This is a genomic window from uncultured Parabacteroides sp., assembly GCF_905196875.1.
Taxonomy (GTDB): Bacteria; Bacteroidota; Bacteroidia; order Bacteroidales; family Tannerellaceae; genus Parabacteroides.
Window position 1 is genome coordinate 1 of the sequence record NZ_CAJJWO010000087.1, and the last position, 20562, is coordinate 20562.

11 protein-coding genes and 1 pseudogene are annotated in these 20562 nt (G+C 47.0%); 7 read left to right on the top strand and 5 right to left on the bottom strand.

The window, feature by feature from the left end; genetic code table 11:
* Window positions 1-335: 335 nt before the first annotated feature.
* The 5 genes from mfd to QZ076_RS19515 all read left to right on the top strand — a co-directional run bounded on the left by mfd (window position 336) and on the right by QZ076_RS19515 (window position 12332).
* Window positions 336-3683, top strand: a complete 3348-nt coding sequence (gene mfd / locus QZ076_RS19495; RefSeq protein ID WP_293716470.1) for a transcription-repair coupling factor — start codon at window positions 336-338, stop codon at window positions 3681-3683.
* Between the two features lie 12 nt (window positions 3684-3695).
* The gene (locus tag QZ076_RS19500; protein WP_293716473.1) at window positions 3696-5597 is read left to right on the top strand and encodes an AMP-binding protein; all 1902 of its coding nucleotides are present in this window, start codon (window positions 3696-3698) and stop codon (window positions 5595-5597) included.
* A gap of 22 nt (window positions 5598-5619) precedes the next feature.
* Window positions 5620-8220, top strand: a complete 2601-nt coding sequence (locus QZ076_RS19505) for a glycoside hydrolase family 2 protein (RefSeq protein WP_293716476.1) — start codon at window positions 5620-5622, stop codon at window positions 8218-8220.
* A gap of 171 nt (window positions 8221-8391) precedes the next feature.
* Window positions 8392-10980, top strand: a complete 2589-nt coding sequence (locus QZ076_RS19510) for a DUF5686 and carboxypeptidase-like regulatory domain-containing protein (protein ID WP_293716479.1) — start codon at window positions 8392-8394, stop codon at window positions 10978-10980.
* Between the two features lie 23 nt (window positions 10981-11003).
* Window positions 11004-12332, top strand: a complete 1329-nt coding sequence (locus tag QZ076_RS19515; RefSeq protein ID WP_293716482.1) for a Na+/H+ antiporter NhaC family protein — start codon at window positions 11004-11006, stop codon at window positions 12330-12332.
* 99 nt (window positions 12333-12431) lie between these two features.
* Here the strand turns inward: QZ076_RS19515 and QZ076_RS19520 are convergent, their stop codons facing one another.
* The 4 genes from QZ076_RS19520 to QZ076_RS19535 form a co-directional block, all read right to left on the bottom strand.
* Window positions 12432-12713, bottom strand: a complete 282-nt coding sequence (locus QZ076_RS19520) for an HU family DNA-binding protein (protein ID WP_293716484.1) — start codon at window positions 12711-12713, stop codon at window positions 12432-12434.
* A gap of 128 nt (window positions 12714-12841) precedes the next feature.
* Window positions 12842-13618 carry a DUF4469 domain-containing protein gene (locus QZ076_RS19525; protein WP_293716486.1) on the bottom strand — a complete coding sequence of 259 codons (777 nt, stop codon included), beginning with the start codon at window positions 13616-13618 and terminating at the stop codon, window positions 12842-12844.
* 516 nt (window positions 13619-14134) lie between these two features.
* The gene (locus QZ076_RS19530; RefSeq protein WP_293716488.1) at window positions 14135-16252 is read right to left on the bottom strand and encodes a M3 family metallopeptidase; all 2118 of its coding nucleotides are present in this window, start codon (window positions 16250-16252) and stop codon (window positions 14135-14137) included.
* Window positions 16253-16350: 98 nt separating this feature from the next.
* Window positions 16351-18468: a M3 family metallopeptidase gene (locus tag QZ076_RS19535; protein WP_293716490.1), complete on the bottom strand. Its 2118-nt coding sequence runs from the start codon at window positions 18466-18468 to the stop codon at window positions 16351-16353.
* A gap of 113 nt (window positions 18469-18581) precedes the next feature.
* On the opposite strand from QZ076_RS19535, the gene QZ076_RS19540 reads away from it, so the two are divergent.
* Both QZ076_RS19540 and QZ076_RS19545 read left to right on the top strand, forming a co-directional pair.
* Complete coding sequence (locus QZ076_RS19540) at window positions 18582-19532, top strand: nitronate monooxygenase (RefSeq protein ID WP_293716492.1); 951 nt, start codon at window positions 18582-18584, stop codon at window positions 19530-19532.
* A gap of 220 nt (window positions 19533-19752) precedes the next feature.
* A pseudogene (locus QZ076_RS19545) lies at window positions 19753-19941 on the top strand (IS5/IS1182 family transposase); the annotation flags it as partial.
* 131 nt (window positions 19942-20072) lie between these two features.
* Here the strand turns inward: QZ076_RS19545 and QZ076_RS19550 are convergent.
* On the bottom strand, window positions 20073-20562 hold a 490-nt coding region (locus QZ076_RS19550), incomplete at its 5' end, for a T9SS type A sorting domain-containing protein (RefSeq protein WP_293716494.1).

The window sequence follows — 20562 nt, forward strand, 5'->3', positions numbered from 1 at the left end:
GAAGCCCTGAAACGTTATCGCGACTATAAGAATACGATTGATTATGCCGAAGAGATAGGTTTGGAAAAAGGAAGGAAAGAAGGTAGAAAAGAGGGGCGACAGGAGGGTGTCCAGGCATCATCCGCGACTCCATGATCATCGATGAGGATATGCGCCAGGTGATGGTGAAGCTAAAGGCGATGGAGATTTGTTTGAAGCGATTTTTTGATGGGGTGATCGAGGAAGGAATCCCCTACTAAGAGGCGAAGGTTGATATTTTCATTGATTTAACGAATATGATTGCAACATTTTCTGTATTTTTGCGCTTACATAATTTTCAATTATCAATTAGTCTATTGGAGGTACAAGAATTACTTAAGATATTTGCCGCCCATCCACAGATAACCGCTTTAGATACCCTTTTGAACGATAATACGTCAAACAACATATTCCTCAAAGGGTTGAACGGATCGGGCGCTGCAATGACAATCGCTTCTCTTTTTTTAAAAAGAAGGGGAAGCTATGTGTGCGTACTTAACGACCAGGAAGAAGCCGGCTACTTTTATCACGACCTGATGCAGCTAACCGGAAGCAACGATATCTATTTCTTTCCTTCCGCTTACCGGCGGGCAATCAAATACGGACATGTCGATCCGGCAAATGAGATCCTGCGCACCGAAGTGCTCAGTGTCCTGCAAGACCCGGAGGCTCCGTTCGTTATCGTCTCCTATCCCGACGCACTGGCAGAAAAGGTTATATCGCGCGACGAACTGAAAAAGAACACACTCAAGATCAGCGTCGGCGAGAAGCTGGACAACATGTTTGTTTCCGATGTACTCGACGAGTATGGTTTCGAACAGGTAGATTATGTATACGAGCCCGGACAATACGCCCTCCGCGGGAGTATCCTCGACGTGTTCTCATTCTCGTACGAGTTTCCCTACCGTATCGACTTCTTCGGAAAAGAAGTGGAAACGATCCGTACGTTCGATGTAGAAACGCAGCTATCCAAAGAGAAACTGGAAAGTATCTATATCGTTCCGGAAATGAACAAGAGCAACCGTACCAACACCCTGCTACTCGACTCGCTGCCAGCCCAAACGATCCTGGCTACTAAAGACCTGGCCTGGACAAAGGAACGGATCGACAGTCTTTGGAATGAAGAGCCGGTCGTAGGAGACGAAGAGTCGTTTGTCGACATCGACAAGATGCGTGCCAAGCTGGTGACTGGGAAGGATTTCCTGCGGGCTGCATTGAACTTCCGCCGGATGCATTTCGGGGTACGTCCCACAGGCGTTGCTGATGCGACACTGTCTTTCAAGACACAGGCGCAACCCATCTATCATAAGAATTTCGATATGGTAAGCAGTTCTTTCCAGAGTTATCTGGAGAACGGCTATACATTATATATATTAAGTGACGTAGAAAAGCAGGCTACCCGCATCCGGGCCATCTTCGAAGATCGGGGAGAAAAGATTCCCTTCACGCCGGTCAACAAGACCATACACGAAGGTTTTGCCGACGAAACCCTGCGCATCTGCCTTTTCACCGATCACCAACTCTTCGACCGTTTCCATAAATTCAACCTGAAAAGTGAAAAGGCACGAAGCGGAAAGCTCACACTGTCGCTCAAGGAACTGAACCAGTTCAGCACAGGCGATTACATCGTACACATCGACCACGGCGTCGGACAGTTCGGCGGACTGGTGCGCACCGAAGTGAACGGCAAGATACAGGAAGCAATCAAACTGATCTACCAGAACAACGATATCATCTTCGTCAGCATCCATTCGCTTCACAAGCTCTCCAAATACAAAGGGAAAGACAGCGGTGAAGCTCCCAAACTGAACAAACTGGGAACGGGAGCCTGGGAAAAGATGAAGGAGAAAACAAAGAAAAAGGTCAAAGATATTGCCCGCGACCTGATCATCCTCTACTCCCAGCGCAAACAGGAGAAAGGCTTCTCCTACTCGCCCGACAGCTTCATGCAGCACGAACTGGAAGCAAGCTTCATCTACGAAGATACACCCGACCAGATGAAAGCGACGGCCGATGTTAAGGAAGATATGGAAAACTCCCGCCCGATGGACCGTTTGATCTGCGGCGATGTGGGCTTCGGAAAGACCGAGGTAGCTATCCGTGCTGCTTTCAAAGCGGTTTCCGACAATAAACAGGTAGCTGTGTTAGTGCCGACTACGGTACTGGCTTTCCAGCATTTCCAGACCTTCTCCGAACGCCTGAAAGATTTCCCCTGCCGGATCGATTATATCAGCCGGGCCCGGACATCGGCTCAGATCAAAGCGACATTGAAAGATGTGGCGGATGGAAAAGTGAATATACTCATCGGCACACACCGTATCGTCAGCAAAGATGTGAAGTTCAAAGATCTGGGGCTGCTGGTTATCGACGAAGAGCAGAAGTTCGGTGTCTCCGTAAAAGAAAAGCTTCGCCAGATGAAGGTGAATGTGGACACATTGACCATGACGGCTACGCCTATTCCGCGAACGTTGCAGTTCTCACTGATGGGTGCACGCGACCTGAGCAGCATTACGACTCCGCCTCCCAACCGTTATCCGGTACAAACGGAAGTGGAACGTTTTAACCCGGACATTATCCGCGAGGCGATCAATTTCGAAATGAGCCGTAACGGACAGGTGTTCTTTATCAACAACCGCATTCAGAACATTTACGAAATAGAACAGCTTGTACGCCGGGAAGTTCCCGATGCCCGCATAGCTGTCGGCCACGGACAGATGGAGCCGGATAAACTGGAAAAGATCATCCTCGACTTCGTGAATTACGAATACGATGTACTGATCGCCACCAGTATCGTGGAAAGCGGCATCGACGTACCGAATGCCAACACCATCATTATCAATAATGCACAGCAGTTCGGTTTGTCCGATCTGCACCAGTTGCGCGGACGTGTGGGACGAAGCAACCGCAAAGCTTTCTGTTACCTGCTCTCCCCTCCTCTCTCTTCGCTGACTCAGGAAGCACGTCGCCGCCTGCAAGCTATCGAGAACTTCTCCGAACTGGGAAGCGGTATCCATATCGCCATGCAAGACCTCGATATACGCGGTGCCGGAAATATGTTGGGGGCCGAACAAAGTGGTTTCATAGCCGACCTCGGTTACGAGACATACCAGAAGATACTGGAAGAAGCAGTAGACGAACTGAAGAGCGACGAGTTCGCCGATCTCTATGCCGACGCAGACGATGGCAAACGGGATTCAGGCAGCGAATATATCCGCGAGACATATATCGAAAGTGATCTGGAACTGATGTTCCCTCCCACGTATATCCCCAACGACTCGGAGCGTATCTCGCTCTATCGCGAACTGGATAAGATGGAAGAGGAACGCGATATCCTTGCCTTTACCGAACGCCTGAAAGACCGTTTCGGTAAAATACCGAAGGAAGGAAAAGAATTGATCCGTATCGTACGCCTTCGCCGCATAGCCAGGAAACTGGGTATGGAAAAGCTGGTCATGAAAAAAGGACAGATGAGTATCTTCCTGGTAGCTAACCAGGACAGCCCGTATTACCAGAGCGAAGCATTCGATAAATTACTGGCATTCATACAGAAACATCCCCGCGAATGTATGATCCGGGATGTGAACGGTAAGCGCAGTATCGTAGTAAAGAATGTCAGTACAGTAGAAACCGCCTGCGCACTGCTTGAAGAAATTGAGAAATCCTAAAACAAAGATGTCATGAAAAAAACATTGGTAGACCTTTTTGAGAGTTCGGTGAAACAATATCCCGACAACCCGTTCCTATGGGAAAAGGCAAAGGACAAATTTGAGCCTACCACCTACACCCAGGTCAGAGATCAGGTATATACCCTAGGAGCCGGACTGGTTGCCCTGGGAGTAAATAAAGGTGACAATATGGCTTTGCTCAGCGAAGGCCGCAATGCCTGGATTATCGGCGAACTGGCCATGTTCTACGCCGGAGCCACCAACGTGCCCCTCTCCATTAAACTGGAAGAGGCCAACGACCTGTTGTTTCGCCTGACGCATGCCGATGTGAAATACATCCTGGTTTCAGGCAACCAGTTGAAGAAGATACGGACCATTATGGACAAGTTGCCTCTGATCCGCCAGGTAATTGTTTTTGACGACCAACCGGAATACAAAGAAAAAGAGATACCGCTTTCGAAAGTGATGGAAATAGGGACGGAATATCTTCAGGCACATCCGCTGGAAGAATTTCTGGCTATCGGCCGATCGCTTACGAACGACGACTATGCAACGATCACCTACACTTCCGGTACGACTGCCGATCCGAAAGGGGTGATCCTGACACACCGTAATTATACAGCCAATGTCGAACAATCGCTTACCTGCGTGGATATCGACGATACCTGGCGTACACTGGTTATTCTACCGCTCGACCATTGTTTCGCGCATGTGGTCGGCTTCTATATATTCATGTATAAAGGAGCATCCGTTGCCACGGTACAGGTTGGAAAGACCGGTATGGAAACATTGAAGAATATACCGATAAATATCAAGGAGTTCAAACCCTACCTGATCCTGAGCGTTCCGGCTTTGGCCAAAAACTTCAAGAAAAACATCGAGCAAGGCATCCGTGCGCAGGGCAATATGGTCAACCGTTTGTTTCACATGGGACTGGATGTGGCCTATACTTACAACGGAGATGGTGGAGATGATAAAGGCCGCGGCTGGCGATTCCTGTTGAAACCGGTTCTCAGCCTGTTCGACAGCATTATCTTCTCGAAGGTTCGCGAGAACTTCGGCGGAGAGTTGAAGTTCTTTATCGGCGGCGGTGCACTGCTGGATAAAGACCTGCAGAAATTCTACTATGCCATCGGTCTGCCGATGTATCAGGGTTACGGACTGAGTGAAGCGACTCCGGTCATTTCAACCAACGGGCCGCGCCATCACAGGTTCGGAAGCAGCGGTGTACTGGTCCAGCCACTCGATCTCAAAATATGTGACCTGGACGGCAAAGAACTTCCTCTAGGTGAAAAAGGTGAAATCGTTATCCGCGGAGAAAACGTAATGGCCGGATACTGGAAGAATCCAACCTCGACAGCCGATACCGTCAAAAACGGCTGGCTTTATACCGGCGATATGGGATATATGGGCAAAGACGGACTATTGTATGTATTAGGTCGTTTCAAAAGCCTATTGATCGGTAGCGACGGTGAGAAATACAGCCCGGAAGGTATCGAGGAGGCATTGGTCGAACATTCGTCCTGTATCGACCAGCTTCTGCTTTATAATAACCAGAACCCTTATACCGTTGCCTTGCTTGTTCCCAACAAGGATCGCCTGAAGAAGCATCTGGCACATCACCAACTGGATCTCAACTCGGAAAAAGGCAAAGAAGAAGCCATCCGTATCCTTCAAAGCCAGATAGACCGTTTCCGTAAAGGTGGCGATTTGTCAGCCATGTTCCCCGACCGCTGGCTACCGACAACATTCGCCGTTCTTCCCGAACCTTTTACCGAACAGAACGGTTTGGTAAACAGCACCATGAAGATCGTACGCGGCAAAGTGGAAAAAACGTATGCCGACCGCATCGACCATTTATACACACCGGAAGGCAAGAACCCGGTAAATGCAGAGAATTTGAAGTCGCTATAAAGAATTACTAAACACAACAACTATGCGTTACAAAACTGTAGTATCCGCTGTCGCCCTGGCCGCTTTGGCTACGACCTCTCCGGCCCTGGCAGACGGTATAGCTAAACAAAACATCGATAAAGGGTGGACCTTTAAACAGGTACGCGGTAATAACTGGTATCCGGCTACCATACCGGGTACGGTGCAAACCGACCTGATGGATAACAAGATTATCGAAGATCCATTCTTCCGCCTCAACGAACGGAGTATACAATGGGTAGACAAAGAAGACTGGGAATACAAAACGACACTGAACGTGTCTGCGGATGTATTCGAGAAAGATAATATCGAGCTTGACTTCAAGGGACTGGATACATACGCAGATGTCTATCTGAATGACTCCTGCATCCTGAAAGCCGACAATATGTTCCGTGAATGGAGTGTCCCCGTTAAAGGTTTGTTGAAAAAAGACGGTAATGAGTTGCGCGTTTACTTCCACTCTCCTATCAAAGTAGACCTGCCGAAATTCGAAGCACTGAAGTTTCCGGTAGAAGCCGGCAACGACCAGTCCGAAAACGGCGGTATCTTCGATAAGAAGGTCAGCATATTTGCCCGTAAAGCAGGTTACCATTACGGTTGGGACTGGGGTCCACGTATCGTGACCAGCGGTATCTGGCGTCCAGCTTACCTGATCGGTTGGAATGATGCCCGTATCGACAATATCTTCTACGACCAGACAAACGTGACGGCCAAACGTGCCGACATCAAAACCCGCGTACAGGTGATTGCCGACAAAGACGGGGAAGTAACCCTGGATATCAAGGCGGATGGTATCAAGACAACCTGGACAAAGAAAGCTCAGGTAAAGAAAGGAATCAACCTGATCGAAACCGACCTGACAGTAAACAACCCGAAACTCTGGTGGTCGCACGGACTGGGGGAAGCGCATCTGTATCCGTTCACGGCAACGATCCGTATGGACAACAAGGTAGTCGATACCCACAAGACCAACCTCGGACTCCGTAGCATCCGTGTAATCAACCAGCCGGATAAGGACGGCCATACCTTCTATTTCGAACTGAACGGCGTACCTGTCTTTATGAAAGGGGCCAACTATATTCCACAGGACAACTTCCTGCCGCGCGTAACTGCTGAACAGTATGAAAAGACAATCAAGGATGCTGTCGATGTAAATATGAACATGCTTCGTGTATGGGGAGGCGGAATCTACGAGGAGGATCTTTTCTATGATCTGTGTGATAAATACGGTATCCTCGTATGGCAGGACTTTATGTTCGCCTGCAGCGTTTATCCGTTGACTCCTGAACTGGAAGAGAATATCCGCCAGGAAGCAATCGACAATGTGATCCGCCTGCGTAATCATCCGAGCTTGGCTATCTGGTGCGGTAATAACGAAATACACACGGCCTGGTTCAACTGGGGATGGATGAAGAAGTTCGATCAATATGGCGTGACGGAACAGTTACGCAACGATACGAAAAAGCTCTTTAATAATATCCTGGCAGATGTTGTAAAAGAGTATGATCCCGAAATCTTCTACTGGCCTTCCTCTCCCTACGGAGGTGATCCGGATGCCAAGTGCGAAAGTGGAAAACCAAACTGGAACCCGAACGGTGATGCGCATTACTGGGGTGTATGGCAAGGCGTCGACTCTGTGTCTCACTTCAACAAAGTAAAAGCCCGCTTCTTCTCCGAATATGGTTTCCAGTCGTTCCCCGAATACCAATCCGTATTAAAATATGCACCGGAAGAACGCGACCACGATATTTATTCGGATGTGATGATGGCACACCAACGGGGAGGCCAGATTGCCAACTCACGTATTGAAAACATTACTCTGGAGGAATACCGCAAGCCGAAGGATTTCCCCTCCACACTCTATATGAGTATCCTGTTGCAGGGTGATGCCATGAAGACTGCTATGGAAGCACATCGTCGCATGATGCCGTACAATATGGGATCGCTCTACTGGCAGCACAACGACTGCTGGCCTGTTGCTTCCTGGTCCAGCCGCGATTATTACGGCCGTTGGAAAGCCCAGCATTACTTTACCAAGAAGGCATTCCGGGATATCCTGGTTTCTCCGATAGCAGAAGACGGCCAACTAAATATCTGGATGATTTCCGATCGTCTGAAAGCCGTCAAAGGTAAACTGGATATCCGTGTGATGGATCTGAAAGGCAATGTTTTATTTGAAAAGAAAAGTAACGTAACATTGCCTGCCAACACCAGTAAAATACAGTTCTCTGCTCCGGTTGAAAGCGTGCTTGGCAGAAAGCAACCGAACGAAGTCGTAGTCAATGCTCGTTTCATCGAGAGCGGTAAAGAGGCAGAAGTTATCTCCAATAACTATTTCTTCACCCGCTTCAAAGACATCGACTTCCCGAAAGCGGATATACAGATGACTTCCGTTCCCGCCGGCGATGGCTACGATGTAACTGTCGAGAGCAACGTCTTTGCCCGTGCCGTATTCCTCAATATCGACGGCATCGACAATTTCTTTTCCGACAATTATTTCGACCTGTTACCGAACGAACCTGTTACAATTCATGTAACCACAAAGCTGGACAAAGCTTCATTCGACAAACAACTGAAAAGTCAAAGTATTGTAGATGCTTACTAGTTGATACAAGAAGAGGCTGTTACAAAAATACATGTAACAGCCTCTTTCTCTAATACCTCTTCATTCTCACGCTTCTTGATTAAAGATTATTAATAGCGCTCAGACGGCTCCTCCGGAGAAAAAGAGTACCTTTGCCAACTGCATTATCCGAGAAGGAATAACGTTAGTTTCATGGTAAAAAGAATTCGCTTTATATTGCTGTTGGTTCTATTGCAGACAGTGACTGGTATCTCTGTTTTATATGCTCAAAGCATTACATCTGCATCCGGTATTGTGAAAGATTCAATTACCGGAGAGCCTTTGGCCTTCGTATCCGTCTATTTCGACGGCTCCACGATCGGTGCTATGACCGACGATAACGGAAAGTTTACCCTGCAAAATGATAAAGGGTATAATAAACTGGCCTTTGCATCACTGGGATACGACACCAAAGTGATCGACCTGAAAACAGGGCAGAAGAACGATGGCCTCGATATAAAGATACGTCCTACCGCTTTCGAGATTTCGGAAGTCGTGGTAAAGCCCAAGAGAGAAAAATATACCCGCAAAGATAATCCGGCTGTCGAACTTATCAAGAAAGTAATCGAGCATAAAAACGATAACCGTATCGAAGCAAAAGACGAATACCAAACGGAAGTTTACGAGAAACTATCCCTCTCGCTGGACGACTTCAACCCGGACTTCGAGAAGAACAAATTCATGAAGAAATTCAAGTTCATCCGAAACTATCTCGACACATCCGAATTCAACGGAAAACCGATCCTGACCCTTTCCGTACGTGAAACGATTGCGGATAAATACTACCGGAAACAACCGAAAACCGAAAAGACAATTGTCAAAGGGAAACGTATGCAGGGTGTCGACCAGACGCTCGACGATGGCGGCGGTATCACCTCCAACCTGGAAGAAATATTCCAGGGTATCAACATCTTCGACAATAACATTAATATCCTGCTGAACCGATTTGTCAGCCCGCTATCCTCTACCCTAGCCACCAGCTATTATAAGTATTATATTATGGATACGCTGGATATAGGAGGCGATAAATGTGTCGACCTGGCCTTTGTTCCGGTCAACAGCCAGAGTTACGGTTTTACCGGGAGATTGTATATTACGCTGGACGGCAACTATGCTCTAAAGAAATTCTTACTCAACACGCCGGTCAACATCAACCTTAACTGGGTGGATAAACTCCGTATCGAACAAGAATTCGAACGCATGCCCGACAGTACCTGGGTTGTCAAGAACGAAAATACCTATGTCAATTTCTATCTGGTGAAAGGGGCGCAACAGCTCTATGCACACCAGTTAAGGAACTACGATAAATACAATTTCAATATAGAGCAAGCGCAGGCCGATTCTGTATTCAACCTGTTAGGCTCGCTTCATACCCTGCCTGTTGCCATCGAGCAAACGGATACGTTCTGGGTAAACAACCGCCATGTCCCGCTCAAAGAAAAGGAGAATGCATTGGACGACCTGTTGGCACAACTCCGGAAAGTCCCGGCCTTCAACGTAATCATTAAAACGGCGGAGATACTTATATCCGGCTATATTCCTACGGCAGGCGATAAAAAATCGACCAAGTTCGATTTCGGGCCGATGAATACGACCATCAGCGGCAACAGCTTGGAAGGTGTTCGCCTGCGTGTCGGCGGTATGACGACTGCCAACCTGAACCCTTACTGGTTCGCCAGTGGCTATCTGGCCTACGGAACGAACGACCGTAAACTAAAATACAACGTCAAACTGACCCACAGCTTCAATAAGAAACTCTACCATGAAGGAGAAAGCCCGGTAAACAATCTCTCTTTCATACAGGAATACGATGTGTATACCCCGGGACAGGACTTCCTCTTTACCAGTAAAGATAACATCTTCGTTGCCTGGAAAGTGGGGGAACCCGTGACCAAGATGCAATACATCCGCAAATCAATGTTCCAGTATGAAAAGGAATGGCTGAACGGCCTAACCTGGCGATCGTGGGTATATAACCAGAATAACCAGGCGGCAGGAACACTGAAATACATAGAGAAAGACGCAAACGGAACTTTGGTTCATAAGAAAAGCATCACGACCTCCGAGATCGGTACACAACTTCGTTTTGCTCCGGGCGAACGTTCTTATGACGGCCGTTCCGGTAAAGAGTCGGTATTCAACCTGTCGAAAGACGCTCCTATCTTCAAGCTGTCGCATCAACTGGGTCTGAAAGTGTTAGGTGGCGAATACAACTACAACCATACGGAAGTCAGTGCCGAAAAGCGTATCTGGTTATCTTCCTTCGGTCATATCGACACACAACTGAAAGCCGGAAAAGTATGGAACAAAGTACCTTTCCCTCTATTGATACTGCCGAATACCAACCAGTCGATCACCATTCAGCCGGAAGCATTCCACATGATGAACGCTTTGGAATTCGTGACCGACCAGTATGTGTCATTCAATGCCACTTACTATATGAAAGGATGGATACTGAACCGCATCCCGGGCGTCAAATGGTTACGCCTGCGCGAAGTAATCTCTTTCAATGGAATCTATGGTGGCCTGACCGACAAGAATAACCCGACAATGACTCCCGGCCTATTCGTATTGCCCGACGGCACACGTCCTCTGGGTAATACACCTTACATGGAAGCAAGTGTCGGTCTTGAAAATATCTTCAAGATACTGCGTATCGACTATTACCGTCGTCTGACGTATCTGAACGAACCGAATATAAAGAAAGGCGGCGTACGTATTGCTTTACGCTTCTCCTTCTAATTCTAAGCTATTGAGATTTTAATATGATAAAAGATACAAACTCCCCTTTGAACCATGCACCGAATGCGTGGGCGTTGATACCATTACTGGTATTCCTGCTCACCTACTTGGTTGTTTCGATATTGGCAGGCGATTTCTACAAGATGCCTATTACGGTTGCTTTCGTTATCTCGTCGGTGGTTGCCATCGCGATATCGAAAGGCGGCAAACTATCCAACCGCATCGAACAGTTCTGCCGTGGAGCAGCCAACACCAATATCATGCTGATGGTGCTTATCTTCATCCTGGCAGGCGCTTTCGCTCAAACAGCCAAGTCGATGGGAGCCGTAGATGCGACTGTCAATCTGGCGATGTCGATCCTTCCTGGTAACCTACTGGCCGCAGGGATCTTTCTGGCAGCTTGTTTTATATCTATCTCCGTAGGTACTTCGGTTGGTACGATTGTTGCGCTGGCTCCTGTGGCGGTAGGTATTGCCACCAAGACAGGGATGCCCGATGCCCTGATGCTCGGTGTAGTTGTCAGCGGTGCTATGTTCGGCGATAACCTGTCGTTTATTTCAGACACAACCATTGTTGCAACCCGTACACAAGGATGCAACATGAACGATAAGTTTAAAGTAAATATTCGTATTGCCCTTCCGATAGCGATCATAACAGGCATAATATATATTTTGATAGGAAGCGGAATGGACAGCCACTATGTAGCCGGCACCATCGAGTGGGCAAAAGTAATCCCTTATGTGGTGGTACTTGTTACGGCTATCTTCGGAGTAAATGTGATGTTGGTATTGTTTATCGGTATCCTGCTATCGGGTGTTGTAGGATTGCTTACAGGCGGTTTCGATGTATGGGGATGGACAGCTTCGATGGGACTCGGTATCACCAACATGGGCGAACTGATCATCGTTACCCTGCTGGCCGGCGGTATGCTGGAAATGATACGCTATAACGGAGGTATCGACTGGATTATCCTGAAACTGACTTCACATATCCGCTCCGTCAAAGGAGCCGAACTGAGTATTGCCGCCCTGGTCAGCTTCGCCAATCTTTGTACGGCAAACAATACGATCGCTCTGATAATGGCCGGTCCGATTGCCAAAGACATAGCCGACCGTTTCCATGTAGATCCACGCCGTAGTGCCAGCCTGCTCGATATCTTCTCCTGCTTCGTGCAGGGCATTATCCCTTATGGGGCTCAACTATTGATGGCAGCCGGGCTGGGAGGCGTCTCCCCTATCGAGATCATGCAATATTTATATTACCCTTATCTGTTAGGAGCCGGCGCTTTATTGGCTATCGCTTTCGGCTATCCGGGAAAGTTTGCAAAGAAAAAAGAAAAGTGCCCCCAATAGTCTGCAAAGACAAAGGGGACATCTTTCGTTAGTACTACCCGTTTTTATAAAATCACTTCCATTTGTATAATAGTTGCTTTCATTCTAAATAGTGTATTGTTATTTATTATTATTCAAAACCTTTATTAAAAGCTTTCCCGGACGGAATTTTACCGAGGTGCGCGGGGAAAGCATGACCGGTGTACCCATTTTAGGGTTACGGGCAGGCCGTCCTGCCTGCTTCCAGGGTAATAATGCTCCGAAATTATGAAAGCGAACTTCCTCGCCATTGTCCAACGTATCGGTAGCGACCCTGAGTAACGACTCAATGGTCATTTTTATTGAAGTCCTATTCAGCCCGGTATCCGTGGCTATCCTTTCTATTAATTCATTTTTATTCATAACTAATTATTTTTTTACAGAATTACTTTATCTCGCATACGATCGTCGTATGTGATAACATACGGTCAGCGTATATGGACGCATACGGTTGTCGTATACGAGCGCATACGATGATCATATTAAATGTCTTATTCGATTACAGGTCGGTCATCGTCACCTGTACCTACTGTCAATAGGTAGGGGAAACGGTTACGACGAACTTCTTTTACTAATTGTTTGGTGTTACCTCCGTATTGGGTGGCGACTTCCAGATAATAGGTTCCATCGGCCAATGCCGGAATGATAAAAGAGAAGAAAGAAGGGTCGTTGCGTGAAACGGAAGTCATCGGGACAGCCGTTTCGGTATCGTCTGATGCTTTGATAAAGAAGAAACCTACTGTGCTGCCTTCGGCTCCAACGATCTTTACACGTTTACCTTCGCCGTTAAGAGTGTTGCCCGGGGTGAGTTTTATATTTACCTCACCTGTGAATACATCAGTTACTTTGGTGATAGTGGGGAGACCTTCTGTCACTTCACCGACGATCACGCTGATGGCTTTTAGTTCTTTCTTGAATTCGATGCGGGGAGAACAGCGAAGGGTCACATTGTTCTTTTCCGGATCGAATTTAGCCTTGGGACCGATGAAGGGGCCATCCACTCCCAGGGAGTTGTTTGCGAAGCCGAACTCTACGGTAGAAGCAGAGTATAATTCTTCCTTCGCAACTTCCACCAGATCGTTGTAAGCGCTTCGTAATTCGGATGCGGAGAATTTGCTTTTGCCGTTTGCCGCAATCTTGCAAAGATCGTCGATCGTACGGTTAGCTACATAAGTTACATTGAAAGTGAAGTCATCTTCACGTTCTGTCAGCATATTTGCAACTAGATTGCCGGTGATGCTGCGTTTTTTAGGTTCATTTGATACCATAAGCCTATTTAATTTAATTAGTTCGGTTGGAACTATGCACCCTGCAATCTGAACCAGTCATTTCGTTGACTGTAAAATGAGGTATAAATAGACTTATAGTCTTGGATTATAATAGCTGGAAATAACTTTTCCTCTCTTGAGAAGGGGTAGGGAGTATGTAAAATTTGCGTGTTTACCAGAAGATAGCACACCTTCTGCCCCCTCTCTAGAGAGGAAAGGTTACTTTTGTCACTATAAAGTAAAGTACCATATCGGTCACTGTAAAAAGACCAATGAAGGCCGATCTGATCCTAAGATAATGCGAAATCATTTGATTTTTACGCTTACTGTGTCTCTATTTCAATGCTTTTACTATCTTTGCAAACATTATTAACATAGTTCCAACCGAACTAAGTCCTCTCGAAAGCTACATATTCACATAAATACGTGCCATAAATAACAGTGCCGCTGAAACCTCTAAAGCTTCAACGGCACTATATATCTTTACGCTTGTTGGCGTTGTTTATGTCCTGTCTATTATTTCAGTCCTCTGTTTTTCAGAAGCGGATCAGTATTAGGTTCATTGCCACGGAAGTTTTTATACATATCCATTGCGTCGTCGATGCCGCCCGGTGTCAGGACATACGTACGGAATTTAGCGGCAATTTCAGGATTAAAGATATCGCCACTTTCCTTAAAGGCCTGGTAAGCATCCGAGTCGAGCACTTCCGCCCAGATGTAGCTATAATAACCGGCTGTGTAACCACCGCCCATCGTGTGATTGAAATAAGTCGTACGGTAGCGAGGCGGAATCTGCTTCAATAAGCCACGTTCACCGAGGACAGTCTCTTCAAACTTCATTACGTCTGCACCGTCATGAACTTCCTTCAACACATGGTAATCCATATCCAGTAAAGAAGCAGCCAGATATTCGGCAGTGGCAAAACCTTGTCCGTATTTGCCGCTCTTATCCAACTTTTCGATCAGTTCTGCCGGGATCACTTCACCTGTCTGGTAATGCTTGGCATAAACTTTCAACACTTCCGGTTCGAACACCCAATGTTCCATGATCTGTGAAGGCAACTCCACGAAGTCGCGGGGAACACCCGATACACCATAGTAATGTACATCTTTGAAAAGGTTATGCAAACCATGTCCGAACTCATGGAACAGCGTTTCCGCTTCATCGGCACTCAGCAAGGCAGGCTGTCCGGGAGAAGGTTGCGAGAAGTTACAAACGATCGTAACAACAGGTCCCTGACGCTTGCCGTCCTGGTAAGTCTGCGAACGATACGTACCGCACCATGCACCACCTTTCTTGCTGGCACGCGGGAAATAATCCATATACAATACGCCCAGATGTGTGCCATCTTTATCTTTACATTCGAATGCTTCTGCATCGGGATGTGGCAAAGGGACATTCTTTATCGGAGTAAATGTAATTCCATACAGCTTGTTGGCTACGTAGAAAGCTCCGTCGCGTACGTTATCGAGTTTCAGATACGGGCGTACCTGATTCTCATCCAGGTCAAACTTTGCCTTCTTCGCTTTCTCGAAATAATAACGCCAGTCCCAGCCTTCTGCCTGGAAGTTACCACCTTCTTTCTTTATCTCGGCATTGATATCGGCCAATTCCGATTTTGCTTTATTTATAGCCGGTGTCCAGATCTCATCCAAAAGGGCATACACCTTATCGGAAGTCTTTGCCATCCGGTCCTCCAGAACAAAAGAAGCATAATCGTCATATCCCATCAGTTTGGCTTTTTCCAGACGAAGGGAGATCAGTTTACGTACGACTTCTTTATTATCGGCATCGTTACCGTTATTGCCACGGTTGATGTAACCGTTGAATATCTTTTCACGCAAAGCGCGGTTGTCTGCATATTGCAGGAAAGGCATTACGCTTGGATTATGCAGGGTGAAAAGCCATTTACCTTCCATTCCGGCACCACGGGCAGCGGCTTCGGCATTCAGTACCAGGCTTTCGGGTAATCCGGCAAGATCGGCTTTATTATCTATTACCAATTGGAATGCATTGGTCTCTTTCAGCATATTCTGTCCGAAAGTAAGCTGAAGCATGGAGATCTCGCTGTTCAGCTCACGCAAGCGGGCCTGCTTCTCTGCATCGAGGTTTGCACCGCCACGAACGAAACTCTTATACGTTTCCTCCAACAGTTTTTTCTGTTCCTTGTCGAGGTTCATCGCTTCCTGGTTATCATAAACCGTCTTAATACGCTTGAACAGGTCTGCGTTCATGCGGATATCGTCGCTGTTCTTCGACAATAGCGGTGACAATTCGCGGCTCACAGCCTGCATTTCGTCATTCGTATTGGCACTGTTCTGGCCATAAAAGACGGCACTGACCCGGCGCAACGTCTCACCACTCTGGTCGAGGGCAACAATCGTATTCTCAAAGTCAGGTGCTTCGGGCTGGTTTGTGATAGCTGCAACTTCGGCTTGCTGTTCGGCTATTCCTGCTTTAAAGGCAGGCATATAGTCTTCGAGTGTGATCTTGTCGAACGGGGGCACTCCAAAGGGAGTAGTGAACTCTGTCAGGAAAATATCCCCCGGAGCTGTGGTTTCAGACTTCTTGCCCGGCGAATTGCAGGCACTGAGTGCAACGGCTATGCCGGCTGCCATAATCATTTTCTTCATGCTGTTCTGTTTAAGTTTCTTATTTACGCAAAGATATAAAAAAAGAAAAGCCTTCCAAAATATGGAAAGCTTCTCTATCAGCTGTATGTAAGATAATCTTATTTTAAACCTCTGTTTTTAAGTAACGGTTCGATACTCGGTTCTTTTCCACGGAAATTCTTATACATCACCATGGCATCGTCGATACCGCCCGGAGTAAGGACATAGGTACGGAACTTAGCAGCGACCTCCTGGTTAAAGATATCACCTGTTTCCTTATATGCCTCGAAAGCATCGGCATCCAGTACTTCCGCCCAGATATAACTGTAATAACCGGCAGTATATCCGCCTTCCATCGTATGACCGAAATAGGTTCCCCAGTAACGAGGTGCGATCTGAGTCGGCAAACCACGGCCATACATCGCTTCCCCTTCATATTTCTCAATATCCAGGTCAGCCGGAATTTCTTTCATTACATGATAATCCATATCCAACAGGGAAGAAGCCAGATATTCAACTGTGGCAAAACCTTGTCCGTACTTACCACTCTTCACGATTTTATCTACCAGTTCCTGTGGAATAACTTCGCCTGTCTTATAATGTTTAGCATATACTTTCAGTACTTCAGGTTCAAATGCCCAATGTTCGTTGACCTGTGAAGGTAATTCCACGAAATCGCGAGGGACATCGGCAACACCGTAATAATGAACATCGCCAAACAATCCGTGCAGTGCATGACCGAATTCATGGAAAACGGTTTCTGCTTCATCGGCACTCAGCAGGGCGGATTGTCCGGCTGCCGGTTTGCTGAAGTTAAAGACAGTAGTGACCACCGGAGTGACCTTCTTACCGTCTTTATAAGTCTGCGAACGATAACCGCCACACCATGCTCCGCCACTCTTGCCGGGACGGGTATAAAAGTCCATATACAGAACGCCCAGCGGAGAACCGTCTTTATCCTTACATTCAAATGCATAGGCATCAGGATCAGGTTTCGGTATGTCTGTTATTTCTGTAAAGGTGATACCGTACAGTTTGTTTGCCACATAAAAAGCACCTTCACGTACATGGTTCAGCTCCAGATACGGACGCACTTCGTTTTCGTCCAGGTCGAACTTTGCCTGACGGGCTTTATCGGCATAATAACGCCAGTCCCATGCTTCAGCCTTGAAGTTGCCGCCTTCTTTCTTTATTTCAGCATTGATGTCGGCCAATTCTTCATTTGCCTTTGCCAACGCCGGCTTCCAAAGCTGATCCAGCAGTTGGTATACATTCTTTTCGTTCTTTGCCATATTCTCTTCCAGGACGTAAGCGGCAAAGTCTTCGTAACCCAGCAGTTTGGCCTTTTCGAGACGGGCGGTAACCAGTTTCTTTATTACTTCTTTGTTGTCGTTGGCATTATTGTTATTTCCCCGGCAAACATAGGCATTAAATATCTTTTCGCGCAATGCCCGGTTATCTGCATATTGCAGGAAAGGCATTACACTCGGGTTGTGAAGCGTAAAAATCCACTTGCCTTCCATCGAGTCGGCAGCAGCTGTCTCAGCGGCAGCGGCGATCAGGGTTTCAGGCAGGCCTGAGAGATCTTCTTTATTATCGATAACCAACTTGAATGCATTTGTTTCTTTCAGGGTATTTTGTCCGAAGGTAAGCTCAAGCACTGAGATCTGTTCGTTCAGTTCACGCAGTTTAGTCTGCTTATCGGCATCGAGGTTGGCACCGCTACGAACAAAACCTTTATAAGTTTCTTCCAGTAACTTCTTTTGTTCCTTATCCAGGTTAAGCGAGGCCTGATTGTCGTAAACAGCTTTCACACGGGCAAAAAGAGCCGGGTTCAAGCTGATATCATCGGAATGGGCAGAGAGAACAGGATATAATTCCTGCTCGAGTTCCTGTATCTCGTCGGTTGTGTTCACACTCGACTGTCCTCCGAAGGCATACATAACCTTATTCAGTAACTCGCCTGCCTGGTCGAGGGCAACGATCGTATTCTCGAAGGTCGGTTCTTCCGGGTTATTCACTATGGCATCGATCTCTTTCTTATGCTCCGCCATTCCCTTCTCGAAGGCCGGTTTATAATGTGCTACTTCTATCTTATCGAAAGGAGGAACACCGAACGGTGTCGTATACTCTGTAAAAAAAGGATTGGGTGTAGACTCGGCTACATCGCTTTTCTTTGAGGAGTTGCAGGCTCCTAAGACTACTGCCAGGCTGGCAGCCATAAGCGTTTTATTCATAACTATGATATTGTAAGAATTAATTTATGTCTACATTAATTATATAATAGGTGGTGCAAAGATAGGGAAGTTTTATTTTACTTTGTTCTCCTAACACTATAAATAGAGTAACCATGAATAGAATATGTGACTTATTCAGTATAAAATATCCCATTATACAAGGTGGGATGGTTTGGTGCAGCGGTTGGAGACTGGCTTCGGCCGTCAGCAATGCCGGGGGACTGGGATTGCTCGGCGCCGGTTCTATGCATCCCGACAGGCTGCGCGAACATATCCGCAAATGTAAAGCGGCTACCGACAAGCCTTTCGGTGTGAACGTCCCGCTAATGTACCCGGAAATAGAGAGCCTGATGAATATTCTGGTGGAAGAAGAAGTAAAAATAGTCTTCACCTCTGCCGGAAGTCCTAAGAAATGGACTCCTTTCCTGAAAGAACATGGTATGACAGTGGTTCATGTGGTAAGCAGTTCCTTGTTTGCCGTCAAATGTGAAGAGGCAGGTGTCGATGCCATTGTTGCCGAAGGGTTTGAAGCCGGGGGACATAACGGGCGCGAAGAGACGACGACGCTCTGCCTGATCCCTGCCGTGCGCCGGGCTACCTCTCTCCCACTGATAGCCGCCGGAGGAATAGGTACCGGTGATGCGATGCTGGCCACCTTTGTCCTCGGTGCGGAAGGTGTACAGATCGGTACCCGTTTCGCCCTGACGGAAGAAAGTTCCGCTCATGAGAACTTCAAACAGCTTTGCCTCAGTCTCAATGAGGGAGATACGAAGTTATTATTGAAAAAGCTTGCTCCTACCCGGTTGGCTAAAGGCGATTTCAAAACGGCAGTGGAAGAAGCCGAAGCACAAGGTGCATCCGTAGAAGATATGCGCGTTTTACTAGGTAAAGGCAGAGCCAAGAAAGGTATATTCGAAGGTAATCTGGAAGAAGGAGAACTGGAAATCGGACAGGTTGCGGCCTTATTCAGAAAAGAACAGACAGTCTGCGAAGTGATGGAAGAACTTGTTGCCGATTATCGAAAAGCACTTACCGGACTGAACAACAAAGCAAACTTATTCTAACCGGGTATCCGGTGTCCTGATAATTTCCTCGTTAGGAAACTGGAGTTTCTTGCCTGGGAAACGCTAGTTCCCCGCCGAGGGAATTGCAGTTCCCCGCGCAGGAAACTACAGTTTCCTTATTAAAAAATTTCAGGAAACTGCAAGCCCCTGACTGATAACTTATTCAGGCGAAACCGAAGAATACCTGATGACACATCTATATACAAAAAAGAGGTTGTGTCAATATACTTTTGTCTGGCGCAAGACAGTAGAGAAAAACCGTGCGAAGTTGCTGGATAAAATCCGCATCCTTCTCCAGCAGGTGGATGAAACCATTGCACAAGAGAACTCCGTAAAAGATACCTCAGTTGAATTTACTCTCGCCATGCTCTCTGAGATAGTGGGTGAACTTAAAGAAGTCCCGGAATATTAGCCCGAAACAAACGATAAGGAACAAAAGAAAATACGTTTGGATTGTAAACTATGAAAAAAGGGAATGTGCCCATTTTGACACACCCCTTCAGTTACAAATATCTATGAAGATTTATATTGTATCCACAATTACTTAACCTCCATTTTTTCCGAACATACCTGTGTTACACTTTCGGCTTTGACGATATAAATACCGGGAGCCAAGTCTTTGACATAGACCGTCTGCATATTCAGATTATCCAAATAACGCAAACGTTGTCCGGAGATGCTATAGACGGAGATCCGGGTAAGCAGATCAACCGATGAAACCACAATCTGACCGGTTCCATTGGTATAACATACAATCTCGTTGCGAGCGATCACCTCGTTCGACGTAGCGATCGAGCCATTCAGGAAGTAGCGTCCGGAAGTATTGCCGGAGACAGTCAGGGTCAAACCGTCAGTCACCGGATAGACCTTGCCACTCTGCTTGTCCACTAATGTAACATTCTGCATATCTCCCGACAGCTTGAAACTCAACTCTACCGGAGAAGCATCTTTACCATAGATACCGACCGGAATATCTTTCAGTTCCGGCGTCACGTTGATAGCCGTCATCTGATTACCGGCAAGTGTATAC